Source organism: Corynebacterium tuberculostearicum, from assembly GCF_022347235.1.
Lineage (GTDB): Bacteria > Actinomycetota > Actinomycetes > Mycobacteriales > Mycobacteriaceae > Corynebacterium > Corynebacterium tuberculostearicum_F.
On record NZ_JAKRDX010000019.1, the window covers coordinates 1 to 16,986 of the forward strand.

General features: G+C 58.6%; 17 protein-coding genes and 5 tRNA genes. 6 read left to right on the plus strand and 16 right to left on the minus strand.

Annotated features, from left to right (window positions below; all coding sequences use genetic code 11):
- Positions 1-389: 389 nt before the first annotated feature.
- Positions 390-1,658 carry a UDP-N-acetylglucosamine 1-carboxyvinyltransferase gene (murA, locus tag MHK09_RS09695; protein ID WP_250413428.1) on the minus strand — a complete coding sequence of 423 codons (1,269 nt, stop codon included), beginning with the start codon at positions 1,656-1,658 and terminating at the stop codon, positions 390-392.
- Between the two features lie 21 nt (positions 1,659-1,679).
- A complete protein-coding gene (gene ramA / locus MHK09_RS09700; protein ID WP_005325834.1) occupies positions 1,680-2,519 on the minus strand; it encodes an acetate metabolism transcriptional regulator RamA in 840 nt (279 codons plus the stop codon).
- Between the two features lie 264 nt (positions 2,520-2,783).
- Between ramA and cysK the strand changes: the two genes are divergently transcribed.
- Both cysK and epsC read left to right on the plus strand, forming a co-directional pair.
- Entirely contained in the window at positions 2,784-3,719 is a 936-nt protein-coding gene (gene cysK / locus MHK09_RS09705) for a cysteine synthase A (protein WP_005325832.1), read from the plus strand.
- 70 nt (positions 3,720-3,789) lie between these two features.
- Complete coding sequence (gene epsC / locus MHK09_RS09710; RefSeq protein WP_034668818.1) at positions 3,790-4,353, plus strand: serine O-acetyltransferase EpsC; 564 nt, start codon at positions 3,790-3,792, stop codon at positions 4,351-4,353.
- Between the two features lie 39 nt (positions 4,354-4,392).
- Here epsC and MHK09_RS09715 read toward each other — a convergent pair whose 3' ends face one another.
- The 6 genes from MHK09_RS09715 to MHK09_RS09740 form a co-directional block, all read right to left on the minus strand.
- Entirely contained in the window at positions 4,393-4,683 is a 291-nt protein-coding gene (locus MHK09_RS09715; RefSeq protein WP_250413429.1) for a GNAT family N-acetyltransferase, read from the minus strand.
- Positions 4,684-4,731: 48 nt separating this feature from the next.
- A tRNA-Phe gene (locus MHK09_RS09720) sits at positions 4,732-4,804 on the minus strand.
- Between the two features lie 19 nt (positions 4,805-4,823).
- Positions 4,824-4,897: transfer RNA gene (locus MHK09_RS09725), tRNA-Asp, on the minus strand.
- Positions 4,898-4,982: 85 nt separating this feature from the next.
- Positions 4,983-5,297: a DUF4288 domain-containing protein gene (locus MHK09_RS09730; RefSeq protein ID WP_250413430.1), complete on the minus strand. Its 315-nt coding sequence runs from the start codon at positions 5,295-5,297 to the stop codon at positions 4,983-4,985.
- A gap of 58 nt (positions 5,298-5,355) precedes the next feature.
- A tRNA-Asp gene (locus tag MHK09_RS09735) sits at positions 5,356-5,429 on the minus strand.
- Between the two features lie 35 nt (positions 5,430-5,464).
- Positions 5,465-5,540, minus strand: a tRNA-Glu gene (locus MHK09_RS09740).
- A gap of 82 nt (positions 5,541-5,622) precedes the next feature.
- Between MHK09_RS09740 and MHK09_RS09745 the strand changes: the two genes are divergently transcribed.
- Positions 5,623-5,955, plus strand: a complete 333-nt coding sequence (locus MHK09_RS09745; protein WP_005325826.1) for a metal-sensitive transcriptional regulator — start codon at positions 5,623-5,625, stop codon at positions 5,953-5,955.
- Between the two features lie 31 nt (positions 5,956-5,986).
- Here the strand turns inward: MHK09_RS09745 and MHK09_RS09750 are convergent.
- Positions 5,987-6,059 (minus strand) — tRNA-Lys (locus MHK09_RS09750).
- 108 nt (positions 6,060-6,167) lie between these two features.
- A complete protein-coding gene (gene scpC / locus MHK09_RS09755; RefSeq protein ID WP_250413431.1) occupies positions 6,168-7,670 on the minus strand; it encodes a succinyl-CoA:acetate CoA-transferase ScpC in 1,503 nt (500 codons plus the stop codon).
- Between the two features lie 191 nt (positions 7,671-7,861).
- Here scpC and dusB point away from each other — a divergent pair, with 191 nt between their 5' ends.
- Positions 7,862-9,007, plus strand: a complete 1,146-nt coding sequence (dusB, locus tag MHK09_RS09760; protein ID WP_250413432.1) for a tRNA dihydrouridine synthase DusB — start codon at positions 7,862-7,864, stop codon at positions 9,005-9,007.
- 101 nt (positions 9,008-9,108) lie between these two features.
- Entirely contained in the window at positions 9,109-9,837 is a 729-nt protein-coding gene (phoU, locus tag MHK09_RS09765; RefSeq protein ID WP_150851789.1) for a phosphate signaling complex protein PhoU, read from the plus strand.
- Between the two features lie 75 nt (positions 9,838-9,912).
- Here phoU and pstB read toward each other — a convergent pair whose 3' ends face one another.
- The 5 genes from pstB to mshD all read right to left on the minus strand — a co-directional run bounded on the left by pstB (position 9,913) and on the right by mshD (position 15,071).
- Positions 9,913-10,686, minus strand: a complete 774-nt coding sequence (pstB, locus tag MHK09_RS09770) for a phosphate ABC transporter ATP-binding protein PstB (RefSeq protein WP_005325820.1) — start codon at positions 10,684-10,686, stop codon at positions 9,913-9,915.
- Positions 10,687-10,737: 51 nt separating this feature from the next.
- Positions 10,738-11,652 (minus strand): phosphate ABC transporter permease PstA, encoded by a 915-nt coding sequence (gene pstA, locus MHK09_RS09775; protein ID WP_179386948.1) that lies wholly within the window; start codon positions 11,650-11,652, stop codon positions 10,738-10,740.
- A gap of 14 nt (positions 11,653-11,666) precedes the next feature.
- Positions 11,667-12,713, minus strand: coding sequence for a phosphate ABC transporter permease subunit PstC (gene pstC / locus MHK09_RS09780; protein WP_049378494.1), 1,047 nt, complete (start codon positions 12,711-12,713; stop codon positions 11,667-11,669).
- A 122-nt stretch (positions 12,714-12,835) separates the two neighbouring features.
- Positions 12,836-13,939 carry a phosphate ABC transporter substrate-binding protein PstS gene (pstS, locus tag MHK09_RS09785; RefSeq protein ID WP_179386949.1) on the minus strand — a complete coding sequence of 368 codons (1,104 nt, stop codon included), beginning with the start codon at positions 13,937-13,939 and terminating at the stop codon, positions 12,836-12,838.
- Between the two features lie 214 nt (positions 13,940-14,153).
- Positions 14,154-15,071 carry a mycothiol synthase gene (mshD, locus tag MHK09_RS09790; RefSeq protein WP_250413433.1) on the minus strand — a complete coding sequence of 306 codons (918 nt, stop codon included), beginning with the start codon at positions 15,069-15,071 and terminating at the stop codon, positions 14,154-14,156.
- 33 nt (positions 15,072-15,104) lie between these two features.
- Between mshD and MHK09_RS09795 the strand changes: the two genes are divergently transcribed.
- Positions 15,105-15,932 carry an LmeA family phospholipid-binding protein gene (locus MHK09_RS09795; protein WP_005330041.1) on the plus strand — a complete coding sequence of 276 codons (828 nt, stop codon included), beginning with the start codon at positions 15,105-15,107 and terminating at the stop codon, positions 15,930-15,932.
- On the opposite strand, the gene MHK09_RS09800 is transcribed toward MHK09_RS09795, so the two are convergent.
- On the minus strand, positions 15,916-16,941 hold the full coding sequence (locus tag MHK09_RS09800; RefSeq protein ID WP_251068748.1) for a diacylglycerol/lipid kinase family protein: 1,026 nt from the start codon (positions 16,939-16,941) through the stop codon (positions 15,916-15,918). The genes MHK09_RS09795 and MHK09_RS09800 overlap by 17 nt on opposite strands.
- Positions 16,942-16,986 lie beyond the last annotated feature (45 nt).

Consider the following 16,986-nt stretch of genomic DNA (forward strand, 5'->3'; position numbering starts at 1 on the left):
AAACACCAAACAGCATTCAAAAAGGTACGCGTTTCACATACCCAACCGGCACACACCAACCAACAAACCACCTAGGCCTATTGGCAGACAAACCAATCAACACACAACCATGCACACAAAACATAAAAAGTACATTGGCACACTATTGAGTTCTCAAACATCATCCACACACCCCAAGAAAATTAACTTTCCGTTAACCTCTCGTTGGCGGCTCGTACAAATTTACTCAACTCAATGAACCCTGTCAAATCCTTGAACCAAGTCCGCACGAAATTCGCTCAAAAGTAACCTCCCGGCTACCTCGCGGCGACTTGGATTAATGTAGTCCAACCCCTCCACCAATGACAAATCCCCAGTACACGACGGAAAACGGTGTGCTGGGGGCGTCGTTAAAAGAGCTCTTCTTCTTGAGTTCTTTCAATTGTGGCGCCGAGGCGCTGCAGGTTTTCTACAAAGTTGGGATATCCGCGGTCGATGTGGAAAACATCGTGGACCGTGGTGGTTTCATCCGCGCACAGTGCAGAAAGTACGAGACCCGCACCCGCACGAATATCGGAACTCCATACGTGAGTAGAAGAGAGCCGTTCTTTACCGCGGACTACTACATGGTGGCCGTCAACCTGGGCGTCGGCACCCAAGCGCAGCATTTCATCCACAAAGCGGAAGCGGGATTCAAAGACATTCTCCGTAATGACGGTCGTTCCGTCCGCAATGGCAGAGATGCCAATAGCCATCGGCTGCAGGTCGGTGGGAAATCCCGGAAATGGCAGTGTCTGGTAGTCAACAGCCTGTGGTCGTTGATCCATGCGCACGCGAAAACCATTCTCATAGGTCTCTAGTTCCGCACCGGCAGACTTCAGCTTTTCCAGCGGCAGGTGCAGGTGGCGCGGGGAAATTCCACCCACGGTGATATCGCCCTGGGTCATAGCGGCGGCATACGCCCAAGTGCCTGCCACAATTCGGTCACCAATAACCTCATGCTGGGTGGGCTGCAGCTTATCGACGCCGCGGATGGTTACCACCGAGCTTCCCTCGCCCTCGATATCGGCACCCATGGACTTGAGCATGGTGCACAGATCGACGATCTCCGGCTCGCGAGCCGCGTTATGGAGAACGGTTTCCCCTTCGGCGAGGACCGCAGCGGTAAGAATATTTTCGGTTGCGCCTACGGACGGGAAGTCCAGGCGGATATTCGCACCTCGCAGGTGCTTAGCCTCTGCCACGACGGCACCGTGTTCAATACGGGTGGTGGCGCCGAGCTTTTCTAGGCCGGTTTGGTGCATATCGAGCGGGCGGGAACCAATCGCGTCACCACCAGGCAACGCTACCTTCGCGTGGCCACAGCGGGAGGTCAAAGGCCCGAGCACGCAGACGGATGCGCGGAATTGGCGGACCGCGTCAAAATCCGCGTTGGATTGCGGCTGTGCAGGGGTAGTAATCCGAACCTCAGAGCCTTCGATGACTACCTCGCAGCCGAGCCCCTCGAGAACCTTCTTCATGAGGGGGACGTCCAGAATTTCTGGGCAGTTCGTCAGCGTCGTAGTGCCCTCCGCCAGCAAGGATGCGGCCATGAGCTTCAAGACGCTATTTTTCGCGCCATCTACTTTAACGGTGCCCTCTAGGCGAGCACCGCCGGAAACAATAAACTGATCTTTCACAACTGCCTACGCTACCGGTTCTTAAGGCAATGCGCCGATGCGACGGGCGGCATTAACCGCCTCGTAGCGGGTGTGCGCACCGAGTTTGCGCATTACCGAGCGCAAATAAGACTTCACGGTTTCTGCGCCGATTCCCATTTCCTCAGCTGCTTCTACGTTGGTGTGGCCTAGCGCCACACAAGAAAGCACGTCGAGCTCGCGGGCGGAGAGCTTAGTGGATTGCTTCACGCGCACCGGCGAGACCATCTGGTCACACAGCGTCTCTAGCTCTTTGCGCAGTTCTTCGTCCTCTACGCGGTTGGCCAGCATACGGAGCTTGGAGTGAGTGGAGCGGACCTGTTCCCACTCGGCACCGTTCATGACGTGGCCGCGAGCCGCTCCGCCCTTGGACCCATCGGCACGTCGCATGGCGGAATTAACGGCCAGGTCTTGCTCGAGGGTGCGCGCAGTCATCGTCACTTCTTCGATGACCTTGTCGCCCAAACGAACTGGGGAGTGCACGCCAACGTAGAGGACGCCGCGAATTTCGCGCTGCACAGTAACGGGCACGGCCACGATGGAGTGCAGGCCCTCATCCTGGATTACGCGGTCGTTCTCGTGCGAAATAGTGGTGGCACGAGTGTAATCGGAGACACCTACCGCGCGGCGAGTGCTAACCACTCGCCCACCTACACCGACGCCAGAGTCAATGATCAGATTCTGCAGCGCTGGGGTGCGTAGCCCCACCCACTGCGTGATCTGCAGGCGATTATCGGGCAGCAGCGTGGCGTACATCGTCACCGGAATACCTGTAGCGGTCTTCAGGGACGACAGGGCCGCGCGTACGGATTCTTCATCATCTTTGAGGCGATGCGACTCCATGAGACTCTTTCCTCGTCGGGGGTAACCAAGCAGGTGTACCCGTCCTCCCCCGGGAATTTGGGGACCAGCGGGCAACTGAGTGGAAGTATAGACAGCATGTGGGGGTAATTCGAAATCGCCCTCGGCTTATCTGGCGCTGCAATCCCACATGAAATGCCCGAATGCCCGGTCTAGAATTTATATACTAACTGGTCTACTTGTGTAGTGTACGCTTGCGTTGTACGCGATTTGAACCCAAATCTGATTCCCAAAGGAGTCCACAGAATGGCTGTCTACAACAACATTATGGAAACCATCGGCGGCACCCCGCTGGTCCGCTTGAACCGTATTACCGAGGGCAAGGGCGCTACCGTACTTGCCAAGGTTGAATCCTTTAACCCGGCTAACTCCGTGAAGGATCGCATCGGCAAGGCCATCGTTGCAGCGGCCGAGAAGTCCGGCCAGCTCAAGCCAGGCGGCACCATCGTGGAGGCTACCTCCGGCAACACCGGTATTGCTCTGGCTCTGGCGGGCGCCACCTTGGGCTACAAGGTCATCCTGACCATGCCGGAGACCATGTCCAATGAGCGCAAGGTGCTGCTGCGTGCCTACGGCGCAGAAATCGTGCTGACCCCGGGCGCTGCGGGCATGCAGGGCGCCGTCGACAAGGCGAATGAAATTGTCGCTGAGACCGATAACGCCATCCTTGCCGCACAGTTCGCTAACGAGGCGAACCCGAAGATTCACGAGGAAACCACCGGCCCAGAGATTTGGGAAGACGCCGAGGGCAAGGTTGACGCCTTCGTTGCTGGCGTAGGCACCGGCGGCACCGTTACCGGTGTGGGCCGCTTCCTGAAGTCCAAGAACCCAGACCTGCACCTGGCTGCGGTCGAGCCGTCCGACTCCCCTGTCCTGTCTGAAGGCCACGCTGGCCCGCACAAGATTCAGGGCATCGGCGCTAACTTCGTTCCTGAGGTACTTGACCGCGAGCTTCTCGACGAAGTCTTTACCGCTACCACCGAGGAGTCCATCAAGGCATCCCGCGACCTGGCTACCCAGGAAGGCCTGCTGGTTGGCATCTCCGCCGGCGCCAACGTTTCCGCAGCTCTGAAGCTGGCAGAGCGCCCAGAGTTCGAGGGCAAGACCATCGTGGTTGTCCTGCCGGACTTCGGTGAGCGCTACGTCTCCACCATCCTCTTCGAGGACATCCGCGAAGCTTAAATTACTTCGCTTGAATAAAAGCACCCGCCAACCTTGGCGGGTGCCTTTTTTATGCCAGTACTATGTGGGCATGAACATTATGAGCTACATCCGTGAAGACTTAGCAAATGCAAGAGATCACGATCCGGCCGCGCGTGGCGACGTCGAAAATGCAGTAGTGTACTCCGGCCTCCACGCGGTGTGGTCTCACCGCATTTCGCACTGGATGTGGAAGCGCGGGCTGCGCGGGCCTGCGCGCATCTTGGCGCAGATTAACCGCTTCTTTACCGGCGTGGAGATCCACCCGGGCGCCACAATCGGCCGCCGCTTCTTTATTGACCATGGCATGGGCATCGTCATTGGTGAAACCGCAGAAATTGGCGATGGCGTCATGCTCTACCATGGCGTCACCCTCGGCGGCCAGGTGCTCACCCAGACCAAGCGCCACCCCACTATCGAAGACAATGTCACTATCGGTGCGGGCGCCAAGGTGCTCGGCCCCATTACGATCGGTGAAGGTTCGGCCATTGGCGCCAATGCCGTGGTGACGAAGGATGTTCCCGCCGAAAATATCGCGGTGGGCATTCCGGCCAAGAACCGTCCGCGCAACCCGAATGAGCGCATCAAACTGGTCGACCCCGACTACTACATCTAAATTCTTTCCCAGCGGCTCCCAGGCAACTGCGGGCCGCTTTTATATGCCTTCTGGGCGCAGCAGGTCGCGGTATTCGGGATTCTTTTCTATAAAGTGCGCCACTGCCGAGCAGGAAGCAATGACTTGCTTGCCGACGCCCCGGACGTCGTCAAGCGCTGCCTTAATCAGCGGCGCGGACAATCCTTGGCCACGGAAAGCATCCTTGATGACCGTGTGGTTAAACTCGCGGGTCGTGCCGGCGTCTACGTAGTGGCACGCGCCCGCCTCGACCCCGTCCACGATAAGGACGTAGCGAGACTTATCGGGCTGGTGTGCAATAGCGTGTTCCATGTGCCCATACTAAGCAAAAATGGCCCCTCTTACGAGGAGCCATTATTGTGGCCAGAGCCAGGATCGAACTGGCGACCCCACACTTTTCAGGCGTGTGCTCTACCGACTGAGCTATCTGGCCAGAAACCCGAAGGTTTCCGCGACCCTGACGGGACTTGAACCCGCGACCTCCGCCGTGACAGGGCGGCGCGCTAACCAACTGCGCCACAGGGCCATTTTTAATTATGTGTGTGCTCTTGGGCACGGATAGATACTTTACAGAAGACTCCCAAGACTCACCAAATCAGCACGTCAGAAAGCTATTTAGGCGGTGAAAGCGGATCTTTTCCACCCAAGTTCATCTCGAAGCGTTCGTAGTCTTCCAGCGCGGAAAAATGCCGCGAATAGAGGTCACAATCTCGATCCACATGGCCGTAGAGGGCGGGTGCGACATCGACAATGTGGCGCAGCTTCAGGCCCTCATACTCCTGCTCGCGAGCCCATTCAACGGCCTTGCGGTGCGCCTCCTCATCCGAATCTGCATAGATAAGAAAGAAGTCCTCCCGGAAGAAGCTAGAATGCTCCAAGCTTTCGGAGGTGAGCTCAAAGACAGCGATTCCGACGTATGGTTCCATGGCGCCAGCCTAGCAAAACCAAAAGCAGCAACCGCCGAAGCGATTGCTGCTCATTCTGCGACCTTGACGGGACTTGAACCCGCGACCTCCGCCGTGACAGGGCGGCGCGCTAACCAACTGCGCCACAAGGCCAATCGAATATTCAATTCGAACCAACACTTTCGTGTTGGTACCCCCAACGGGATTCGAACCCGTGCCGCTGCCGTGAAAGGGCAGTGTCCTAGGCCGCTAGACGATGGGGGCCCGTCGCGCTAAGGCGACTTCTAGAAATATACTGGAGACCTCACCTAGTTACAAAATCGCTCCCCCAGAAAGATTAGGAACCATGTCTGACCAGCATCAAACGTGCTCCTGCCACGAGCCGCACGTGCACGGATATAACGCGGATTCTAAGAGCAAGGATCGCTACCTCGCCAGGCTCAAGCGCATTGAGGGGCAGGCACGTGGCATCCACCGCATGGTCGAGGAAGACCAATACTGCATCGACATCATCACCCAGATTTCGGCGGTGAAGTCGGCGTTGGAAAATGTCTCGCTAGCGCTCCTAGAAGACCATATTGAGCACTGCGTGGCCGGTGCCGCCGCCGAGGACGGTGAAGTAGCCACCGAGAAGCTAGAAGAGGCCATGCGCGCCATTAAGAAGATGGTGAAAAACTAAAAGGAGCCACCCGAAAAGGTGGCTCCAGTTGTGGGCCCTGTGGGGATCGAACCCACGACCTGCGGATTAAAAGTCCGTAGCTCTACCAACTGAGCTAAAGGCCCAACGTCGCTACATTTTAGCTTGCGGTATTTGCAAAGTCCTAATTAGGGGGCGTCGGCAAGCGAAAGGCGCCCAGCTCGCCGCTGAGCGCCTGCCGGGGAGTGGCTACATTAGCCGCGCATATCGCCCTTCTCCATGAAGCGGACCTGGAAGTCAAAGGCGGTCTTCAGGTCGTGCGGGGTGTGCTGGAACTTGTTTTCCTTGGCACGGTTGAAGTACTCCTCGAGCAACGGACGGTAATCCGGGTGCGCCACGGAGATGACCTTCTCCACGCGCTCCTTCGGCGCCAGGCCACGCAGGTCAGCCACGCCGTACTCGGTAATGATGACCATGGTGTCGTGCTCGGTGTGGTCCGTGTGGGACACGAACGGAACCAGCGCGGAAATTGCGCCATCCTTGGCCACGGACGGGGAAACGAAGGTGGAGATATAAGCATTGCGGGTGAAGTCACCCGAGCCACCGGTGCCGTTCATGATGCGGGAGCCGGATACGTTGGTGGAGTTGATATTGCCGTAGATATCGGCCTCAATCATGCCGTTAGAGGAAATCAGACCGACGCGGCGAATGACCTCCGGGTGGTTGGAAACCTGCTGCGGACGGAGGATGATGTGCTTGCGGTAGCGCTCTGCCTCCTCATTCATCTTCTCCGCGTAGTCCGGGGACAGCGCGAAGGAGGTCGCGGAGGCCATGGTCATCTTGCCCGCATCGATGAGATCGAGCATACCGTCCTGAATGACCTCGGTATAGGCCTGAATATTCTCAAACTTGGAATCCAGCAGGCCGGCCATCACGGCGTTGGGGACGTTGCCCACACCGGATTGCATGATGAACTTGTCATACTCAAGGCGACCAGCGGCAACCTCACCCTCGAGGAACTCGATGAAGTTGGCGGCGATCTTCTCGGAAATCTCGTCCGGTTCCTTAAACGGCGCGTTGCGGTCCGGAGCATCGGTCTTCACCACTGCAACAACCTTGTCCTCCGGCACCTCCATGTAGGTGGTACCAATGCGGTCGCCCGGCTTAGTGATAGGGATTGGCTGGCGGTTAGGCAGCTTTTCAATGCGGTAGATATCGTGCATGCCCTCGAGGTTGATGGACTGCCACTCATTGATCTCGATGATGATCTTATCCGCAGCCTCGATAAACTCGAGGTTATTGCCCACTGCGGAGGACGGCACCACGTGGCCTTCTTCGGTAATGCGCACGGCCTCAATAATGGCTACCTGGAAGTCACCGTAGAAGCCCTCTTCTACCTGCTGGCCCGAGTGAGACAGGTGGATATCCTGATAGAGCGCGGTGCCATCATTGAACTGCTTACGCAGGGTGGGATCGGAGTTATAAGGAGAGCGGAAGCGAATCGCCTCGGCTTCCGCCAGAACGCCATCGCAGTCCGGGGCGGTGGAAGCGCCGGAAAAGATATCGATCTTAAATTCCTCGCCCTTTTCATGGAGAGCCTTAGCCTTTTCTGCAATGGCGGTGGGCAGACCCTTGGGGTAGCCAGCACCGGTGAAGCCGGAAATTCCCACGCGATCACCGTGGTTGACGTGCTGAGCAGCCTCTTCTGCGGAAACTACGAGCTTCTCGAATGGGGCGTACGCGATTCTCTCGGACAAGGGTAATCCTCCTTCATTAAGGGGCCAGCCAAAATAACGGCCGTTCTAATTAGTTACACAGCCCACATTAGCGAATCTTTGCAAGATTTCCACCACTTTTGTGTGACCCCTACCCCATAAAGCAAAAATAGGGTACGTCGCCACTGTGGGCCCGGTTGCTATTTTCCCCCGTTAACTAGCACAATTGGGGCGTGAATTTGCGCATTGGACACTACGATCTCTCCTCCCCCGTCATCCTCGCCCCGATGGCGGGGGTAACCAACGTTGCCTTCCGCACGTTGTGCCGAGAGCAGGAGCTGCAACGCACCGGCACGGTATCGGGCCTCTATGTCTGCGAGATGGTCACCGCCCGTGCACTGGTAGAGCGCAATGAAAAGACGCTGCACATGACCACCTTTGCGCCGCAGGAGGATCCCCGTTCCTTACAGATCTATACGGTGGATCCGGAATATACCTATAAAGCCGCGAAGATGATCGTCGACGAAAACCTGGCGGACCACATCGATATGAACTTTGGTTGCCCGGTTCCCAAGGTGACCCGCCGCGGCGGCGGTTCCGCGCTGCCTTATAAACGACGCCTCTTTGGCAATATCGTCTCCGCCGCGGTCAAGGCCACAGAGGGCACCAATATCCCAGTCACGGTAAAGATGCGCGTGGGCATTGACGACGAGCACCATACGCATCTCGACGCCGGGCGCATCGCCGTCGAGTCCGGCGCCGCTGCCGTTACCCTGCACGGCCGCACCGCCGCTCAGCGCTACTCTGGCGAAGCCCGATGGGACGAAATCGCGCGCCTCAAGGAACATCTGGCGGATACTGGCGTGCCAGTGCTGGGCAATGGCGATATCTTCCGTGCCGAGGATGCCCGCCGCATGATGGAACAAACCGGCTGCGACGGCGTGCAGGTAGGCCGCGGCTGCCTCGGCCGCCCGTGGCTTTTTGCCGAGCTCGGCGCTGCGCTGCGCGGCGAGTCCATTCCGGCAGAGCCCACCCTGGGCGAGGTCACCCAGGTAATCCTCCGCCACGCAGAGCTACTGGCGGAGCACGATGGCGAGGACAATGCTTCCCGCGATATCCGCAAGCACATCGGTTGGTACCTGCGTGGTTTCCCGGTTGGTGGCCAGGTCCGCGCGGGCTTAGCCCAGGTCAATTCCCTCGATGCCTTGCGTGAGCTCCTTGCACCTTGGGCAGAGTCCGATGCCCTGGCTGCCGACGCCGACGGAGCCCGCGGCCGCCAGGGCTCGCCATCCAAGGTGGCTTTGCCGGATGGTTGGCTCGACGATCCAGAAGACGACTGCGTTCCGGTTGCCGCTGACATTATGAACTCCGGCGGATAATCTAACAAAGGTATAAGAGCAGCTAGGGGCACACAGGAAACTTGCATTTATGCTCTACTTAAGTTGCGCAAGCGCCGAAATTTTTCGCTATTATCTTTGGCATGCGTGCCGCTTACAGGGAACACCTAGACAATTTCTCCCACGACCTCATCGTGATGTGCGATACCGTACGCGACATCATGGATAAGGCCTCCTTGGCGCTGCTGCAAGGCGCCTTGGACTCCGCGGAAGATGCCCTCACCATGGCTGAGGAGCTAGATGAGATCCGCGCTCGGTGCTCTGAGCGTGCTGTAAAACTCTTGGCCCTGGAAAACCCCATGGCACAGGATCTCCGCCAGGTTGTCTCCTCCATCTATATCGTGGAGGATCTCTACCGGATGGGCCGGCTTTCCCAGCACATCGCGGACTCCGCGCGCCGCCGCCACCCTGACGCCGTGGTACCGGCGAATTACATCGGCTACTTCGAGGAAATGTACCGTCTCACTGAAGAAATGGGGTCGGTCCTGCACGATATCCTCGTCACCCCTGATGCGGATTTGTCCGTCAACCTCCGTGCCGACGATGATGCGGTGGATGATATCAACTCCCATATTCTGCGCATCCTGACTCAGCGCGAATGGGAAGGCAGCGTGCGTGAAGCAGTTGAGACCTCACAAATTACGCGTTACTACGAGCGCTATGCGGACCACTGCGTCTCCGTGGCCGGCCACATCATCTATCTGACCACGGGTCTTTTGCCCAATGCCTATGCCAAGAAGCTAGAAGAGGACAAAAAGGACGCCGACTTCGAAGCACGGATGGCAGATCTCGAGCGTCAATTCCGCCGTTAGACGGATTTAAGCACCAAAGAAGGGGGCCGGTTCTTTCGAACCGGCCCCCTTCTCTCGGACAATCTCTCTTACTCTTTAGCCAAAGCGGCCAGAGATGTAATCCTCGGTCTCCTTCTGGGAAGGATTCTCGAAAATCTTGGTGGTGTCATCAAACTCCACCAGGTGGCCCGGCTTGCCGGTTGCTTCCAGGGAGAAGAAGCCGGTCTTATCGGACACGCGGGCAGCCTGCTGCATGTTGTGGGTCACGATAACGATGGTGAAGTTTTCCTTCAGCTCGTGGATGAGGTCCTCCACGGCGAGGGTGGAAATCGGGTCCAGTGCGGAACAAGGCTCGTCCATGAGTAGCACCTCTGGCTCCACGGCGATAGCGCGGGCGATGCACAGACGCTGCTGCTGACCACCGGAGAGGCCGCCGCCTGGCTTGTCCAGGCGGTCCTTAACCTCGTCCCACAAGTTGGCGCCGCGCAGGGATTTCTCCGCGACTTCCTTGAGCTTCTTCTTGTTCTTTTCACCGGACAGCTTCAGGCCTGCCACGACGTTGTCCTCGATGGACATCGTGGGGAACGGGTTAGCCTTCTGGAAGACCATGCCGATGGTGTTGCGTACGGATACCGGGTCGACCTTCGGTCCGTAAATATTGGTGCCATCGAGCAGGATTTCGCCCTTCACGTAGGCGCCGGGGATGACCTCGTGCATGCGGTTGATGGTGCGCAGCACGGTGGACTTACCACAGCCGGAAGGGCCGATGAATGCGGTCACGGCCTGGGCCGGAATCTGCATATTCACGTTCTGCACGGCGTGGAAGTCGCCGTAAAAAATGTTCACGTCATTGAGCGCGAGCTTAGACATTTGGGAGTTTCTCCTCTAGCAAGTGTTTGGCGGAATCGAGTGGTACGGCGTTTACTTCTTAACCGAGAACTTCGCGGAAACGATGCGGGCCGCAATGTTGAGGACGGCGATGAGGATAACCAGCGTCAACGCTGCTCCCCAGAGCTTGTCCAGTACGGCGGGCTGTGCGCCGGCCTTGTACATATCCAGCATCATCAGTGGGAGCGAGGACTGAGAGCCCTTGAAGGCGTCCCAGTTGATGACGGAGGAGGAACCAACCAAGACCAGCACCGGCGAGGACTCACCCATCACGCGGGCAATCGCCAGCATGATGCCGGTGACGATGCCGGACAGGGCGGTAGGCAGAACGATGCGGGCGATGGTCTTCCACTTCGGAACGCCGAGTGCGTAGGATGCCTCACGCAGATCCATTGGGACCACGCGTAGCATCTCTTCGGTATTGCGCACCACGATCGGAATCATCAGCAGCACCAGGGACAGCGCCACGGCGAAGCCGGAGCGGCCGAAGCCGAACAGGGTGATCCACATGGCGAAGATAAACAGGGCAGCAACGATGGAAGGCACACCGGACAGGATGTCCACCATGAAGGTGGTGATGCGGCCGAGCCAGCCGCCCTTGGAGTACTCCACCAAGTAGATGGCGGTAAAGATACCGATCGGGATAGAGATAATGGAGGCCAGAATGGTCTGGACGAAGGTACCAACGATGGCGTGAGCGGCACCGCCGCCGGCAGAGCTATTCATGATGCCGCGCTGGGAGGCGGTCCACCACTCAGGGTTGAGGATGACGCCACTGCCGCGGGCGATGAGTTCCCACAGAACCCACACCAGCGGAATCATGGCCAGAATCATTGCGCCCCAGACCACCGCGGTGGCGATGTTATTGGTCATCTTGCGGGAGCCGGAGATATCCAGGAAGGTCGCGCCGCCTTGGGAGGCAGGCTTGGCATTAGTAGTCGTAGTCATTGATCCTCCCCTCCTTACTTATTCTTCACGATGGCGCGGGCAATTGCGTTGACCACGAAGGTCAGCAAGAACAGCATGAGGCCGGCGGCGATGTAGGCACCAGCGCGCATCTCGTTACCGAACTCGGCAGATGCCAGGGCGATGGCCGTGGCGAAGGTCGTGCCGCCGTCGAAAAGCGAGAAGCGGAAGTCAATCAGCGGGGAGACAACCATGTACAGCGCCATGGTCTCACCCAGTGCACGGCCCAGGCCGAGCATGGAGCCGGCGATGTAGCCGGACATACCGAATGGCAGAACGGTCATGCGGATAACTTCCCAGCGGGTAGCGCCCAGAGCCAGGGCGGATTCCACCTGGCCCGGAGGGGTCTGCACGAAGACCTCGCGCGCGGTAGCAGCGATGATCGGCAGAATCATCACGGCAAGCACGATGCCACCGGTAAACAGGTTGCGGCCGGTTGCAAACGACGGCGAGTTATCGAAGACGTGGAACAGGAAGAAGCCACCCGCCCAGGATTCCATCCAGGAGTAGAAACCGGACAGTGCCGGGCCAAGAACCTGCCAACCCCACAGGCCGTAGACGATGGACGGAACTGCAGCGAGCATGTCCACGAGGAAGCCGAGCGGCTTAACCAAGCGGGCAGGCGCGTAGTTGGACAGGAAGATGGCGATGGCTAGGGCCACCGGCATAGCCAGCAGAAGGGCGAAGACGGAGATGAGAACGGTGGTACCGAACATGGTCGGGATACCGAACTTCATCGCAGAGGTATCGGTGGTCTCCCATCGTCCGCCATAGGTGAAGAAGCCCATGATGCCGCCGTCGTTAACGCCTAGGGCGGGAACCGCACGCCACAGCAGGAAGGCGGCAATGGCGGCAATCATAACGGTGATGAGGGTTGCCGAAGCAGTGGACAGGAATTCAAAGACACGGTCGCCTGGGCGCTTAACGCCGCTATTGGAGCTGGTGGTAGCTACCTCGTCGTGTCCGCTGTTGGAGACTCGCTCGGCAGAGGTGGCGTTTGCATCCGTCTGCTCTGGAGCCGTGGTGAGATTATTGTCTGCCATGAGACTGTTAATCCTTTTCAGCGTTAAGAATGGAAAATATCGTTACATACCTGCGCCCCCAAAGCGCGAATCGTGTGCGGCAGTGGGGGCGGGGAGGTATTAAGCTATTGCAGCTTTAGCGCTTACTGCAGAGCGTCAACAGCAGCCTTCAGCTTGTCCAGGTGTGCACCCTCAACCGGGATGAATCCCTGCTCAGCCAGCTGGTCATCCTGGTGATCCAGGACGGTGGTGAAGAAGGACTTGACCAGCTTGGAGGTCTCCTCATCGTAGCCCTTGGAGCAGACGATGTTGTAGGTGGTCAGAATGAGCGGGTATGCACCCTCGTTGTCGGAGGAGAACAGTGCCTCGGAGTCAACAACCATGTTGTGCTCGGAGTCGGTCTTCTTGAACTCCAGGTTCTCCAGAGCCTTGTTGACGGACTCGGTGGACAGCTCAACCGGGCCGTGGCCGAAGTCGATCTTGGCCTTCTTGACGCCCTCGCCTTCCTTCTGGTCTGCGAAGCCAGCCTCGACGTAGGTGATAGCACCATCGATGCTTGCAACCTGGTCAGCAACGCCGGAGGAGCCGTTAGCACCCTCACCAACAGAGTCTGGGAACTGCTTGCCCTCGGAGTCCCAGTCACCGGTAGCGGCCTTCAGGAACTTCTGGAAGTTTGCGGAGGTACCGGACTCGTCAGAACGGAAGATGACGGTGATGTCCTTGTCCGGCAGGTCAGTGCCCTCGTTATCAGCAGCGATGGCCTTGTCGTTCCACTTCTTGATTTCGCCCTTGAAGATCTTGCCCAGGGTCTTGGTGGAGAGGTTAATCTCGGTGTCACCCAGGTTGTAGGCGATTGCAACCGGACCGATGGTGGTTGGCAGGTGCCATGCCTCGTTGCCATCGCAACGCTTAGCAGCAGCCTCGACCTCACCCTCGTCTTCCTTCAGAGCGGAGTCAGAACCAGCGAAGTCAGCCTGGCCATTGGTGAAGGCCTCAACGCCGGCGCCGGAACCGGAAGCGTTGTAGGACAGGGAAGCGTCTGGGTGATCCTCGGAGAACGCGGTCTGGAAGTAGGACATTGCGTTCTGCTGGGAGGATGCGCCGTCACCGACGAGCTCGCCGGAGACGTCCTCGCCGCCAGCGGAATCGGAGGAGGAGCCAGACTCCTCAGAGCAAGCTACGAGAGCGGTGGAGGTTGCGGCTACGATGCCGAAGATTGCGGCAGTGCGCTTGAAGTTGCGAATCACGGGAAAACCCTTTCCGGTGCAGATCAGAGATTGATTGTCCGAGGAAACCGCATCTCCTAGAGAGATACTTCCTGCATCCCGCTCCGCCTTCTGGGGCGAGATGCAGGCGCACAGGTGCGGTTAACTCACAGGGTGTAAAGCTATCCGCAGGATCTGACCAAAAGGGTGCCAAGAGGTGAACACTGGGTGAACAAACGTCGTGCACCCCATGACGTTAGTCACACACGCCCCATACGACGTGCTCTTCATCGACTTCAAAGCCTAGGCGCTCATACGCCTTCAGCGCCGGATCATTATCCGCTTCTACATAAAGAATTACCCGCTGAGCGCCCTTTTCCACCATGCGGCGCAGGCCAATTTGCAGCAGCGGACCGCCCAACTTCTTACCGCGGTAGTCTTCCGCCAAGCCCACCACGTAGACCTCACCGAAGCCCGGAGTTTCCTCCGCATGCCACTTGGTCCAGTGGAAGCCGGCCAGGACCGGCTCCTCTGCCGTATCCCACAGGAAAAGCAGGTCTGCGGGGTCGAACCAGTCTGCCTCCATGCCACGGTGCAGGCGATCGAAATCCCAGCCGCCTTGTTCGGGATGCCAGGAAAAGGCCTCGTTATTTACCTTGAGCCACTGCTCTTCCACAAAATCCGTGCCCCACTTATCCACCGCTTCGGTGTAATTCAGGGCGGTCAGTGGCAAGTCTTCGGGGCGCGCAGCTGCTGCGAGCTCTTCTCCCCCGATACCCATGACCACCAGCTTGCGGGTGACCTGCAGATCGCGGGAGTGCGCCAGCGCCTGTGCCGCCGGCAGGTTTCCGTGGGCCCAAGCTTGCAGGTTGGGGGTCTTAGCGGCGGCGTCGTAAAGCGCGGCACCATAGCCCTGCCCACGGAAGTCAGGGGCAATGAATAGCTCGGCGGTAGAGCCCTCCAGACTGGCTACGCCGCATGGCTCCTCCCCTGCCCAGGCCACCAGGTGGCGGTGCTGCAAGCGGGAATCGCTAAGACCGTTGAGGAATTGCTCCGACAGCGGCGCCATCCCATCCTGGCGTTCGGCCTGCTCAGCCAGCGCTTTTACGCGGCGAGCCAGCTCCGGGGCGTCCGGCAGTTTTTCTTCCGTAATCTTAAAGGCATTGCTAGTCATAGGCCCCAGAATACGTAGGGTAAGAATGAAAGGGTGAGTGTTCTAAAGATTGACCGGCGCATCGTGCACGTCCTCCTCGTGGTGTGCGTGCTGATTGCGGCCTGGGTGGCGGATGCCTGCGTGGCTATGCACACGGAACACAAGGTGGCTCAAGCCGTGAAAGCCAATTCGCGGCTGGATAATACGCCGGATGTCTTCATCGGCGGCACCCCCTACGTGTGGGCGGCGGCTTCGAAGGAAATCCCTTATCTCGAGGTCAAGGCGCTGGACGTGGAGGTGCCCAAGCTGGGCATGGTCAATGCTTCGACCGTGCTGCGCGATATCACCGTCACCCCAGAGCAGGTCATGAACGGCGATATTGAGGGCGCGCCCGTCTCCACCTACTCGCGCGGCATTTCCTTGGATGGTGTGGCGCTGGGCCGCCTGTTGGGAATTACCGACCTCTCCATTGCCAACCCGGACGACATTTCCCCCTCCGGTGGCACCTCTGCAGAAGCAGAGCTAACGGGCACCCTGCCTGGCGACGCCCACAAGTCCACCGCCAAGGTCACCCTCCGCCTGGTTGGTCCGGAGTTTCGCATGCAGGTCTATGACACGGACGATGAGCGCCTACAAAAGGCCTTTTCCCTCAACTTCGATACCCGGCAGTTACCGCTTCCGGCCCAAGCGACCGCGGTAAAGATGCAGGGAGGAACCATTTCCTTCGAGGTACAGCGCCGCAATATTAAGGTGCAGCTGGCCCAGCTCTCCCCGCTAGAGATTGAAGGCTCGGAGCAAAAGGCCGTGGAAGAGGCAGAAAAGAAGGCCGCCGACACCAAGCACCGCGTCGGCCCCGCGCCGCAGACTAGCGCAGGCGAATAAAGTCCCGGAGAACTTCCTTCATCGTGCGCTGATGGGCCTCTCGCCTATCTTGCGGGGCGAATACCTCGATGGCATCCTTCACGGAGGCCAAGGTAACCGCGTCAAAGCGCCCCTCCGATTCTCCATCGGCTTGGAAGCGCTGCGGTTCGCGGCAGACTAGCTCTACCCGCATGGCGTCGTCGAAGGCTACCGTCTTTTCTTTGGTGAGCTTATTGAGCCATCCGCGCTTATCGGCACCGAAGAGGTGCAGCAGGCCGACGACGCCGCCGAGCCCACTAAACTCCTCCAGCCCAAAGAGGGCAAGGCCCTCGTCAAAGGAATTGCGCGGATTAGTTACTACCGGCAGCGGGCCTAGGAAGGTCCACGGGTTGGTATTGGAGGTAAACAGCAGTGGCACATCGTCCTTGTGCAGCTGCTCGCCGCTGCTGGACTCGGCCGTTACCGCGATATGCGGTGGGTTCTTCCGCGCACGGCTCCAGGCCCGAATGGCAACGTTGAGGTAGCGCAGCGGAGTTGCTGAAAATCCCTGCTCACGAGCGCGATCCACGCGGGCCAGAACATCCGCGTCCAAACCGAAGCCGGCATTTACGGCAAACCACCGCTCGTTCCACGTTCCTAGGTAAATGGTGCGGCGCAGATCCCGGTCGAGCATGCGAGCCAGCACATGGGTGGCCTCCATTGGGGTGTTGGGGAACCCTAGAGCGCGCACAAAGACATTGGCAGAGCCGGTAGGAATTACGGCCAGTGCCGGGATGGAGTGAGGATCGGGGCGCTGCTCATCCGCCGGGCCGAGGAGCCCGTTGACTACCTCGTTGACGGTTCCGTCCCCGCCCACGGCAATGATGACGTCGTAGTCTTCCCTGGTCATTCCCTTGACCATCTCTTCGGCGTGGCCAGAGTAATGCGTAAATTTCACCTTGAGGTGCAGGCCCTCTACCGCTTGTAGGCAGGGAACGATTTGGCGGAAGAGGGCGTTAGTTTGTGAGGTCGAGTTTGGATTCGAGATCATCAATGCGTGCACGAGGTCCAAGTCTAGTAGTTAAAAAGACGGGTG

Bases quoted from the DNA above. Each gene is read 5' to 3' on its own strand.
- ramA (WP_005325834.1), bottom strand. From the start codon at position 2,519: ATGGAGTCGCATCGCCTCAAAGATGATGAAGAATCCGTACGCGCGGCC.
- cysK (WP_005325832.1), top strand. From the start codon at position 2,784: ATGGCTGTCTACAACAACATTATGGAAACCATCGGCGGCACCCCGCTG.
- epsC (WP_034668818.1), top strand. From the start codon at position 3,790: ATGAACATTATGAGCTACATCCGTGAAGACTTAGCAAATGCAAGAGAT.
- MHK09_RS09715 (WP_250413429.1), bottom strand. From the start codon at position 4,683: ATGGAACACGCTATTGCACACCAGCCCGATAAGTCTCGCTACGTCCTT.
- MHK09_RS09730 (WP_250413430.1), bottom strand. From the start codon at position 5,297: ATGGAACCATACGTCGGAATCGCTGTCTTTGAGCTCACCTCCGAAAGC.
- MHK09_RS09745 (WP_005325826.1), top strand. From the start codon at position 5,623: ATGTCTGACCAGCATCAAACGTGCTCCTGCCACGAGCCGCACGTGCAC.
- phoU (WP_150851789.1), top strand. From the start codon at position 9,109: ATGCGTGCCGCTTACAGGGAACACCTAGACAATTTCTCCCACGACCTC.
- pstB (WP_005325820.1), bottom strand. From the start codon at position 10,686: ATGTCTAAGCTCGCGCTCAATGACGTGAACATTTTTTACGGCGACTTC.
- pstA (WP_179386948.1), bottom strand. From the start codon at position 11,652: ATGACTACGACTACTAATGCCAAGCCTGCCTCCCAAGGCGGCGCGACC.
- pstC (WP_049378494.1), bottom strand. From the start codon at position 12,713: ATGGCAGACAATAATCTCACCACGGCTCCAGAGCAGACGGATGCAAAC.
- mshD (WP_250413433.1), bottom strand. From the start codon at position 15,071: ATGACTAGCAATGCCTTTAAGATTACGGAAGAAAAACTGCCGGACGCC.
- MHK09_RS09800 (WP_251068748.1), bottom strand. From the start codon at position 16,941: ATGATCTCGAATCCAAACTCGACCTCACAAACTAACGCCCTCTTCCGC.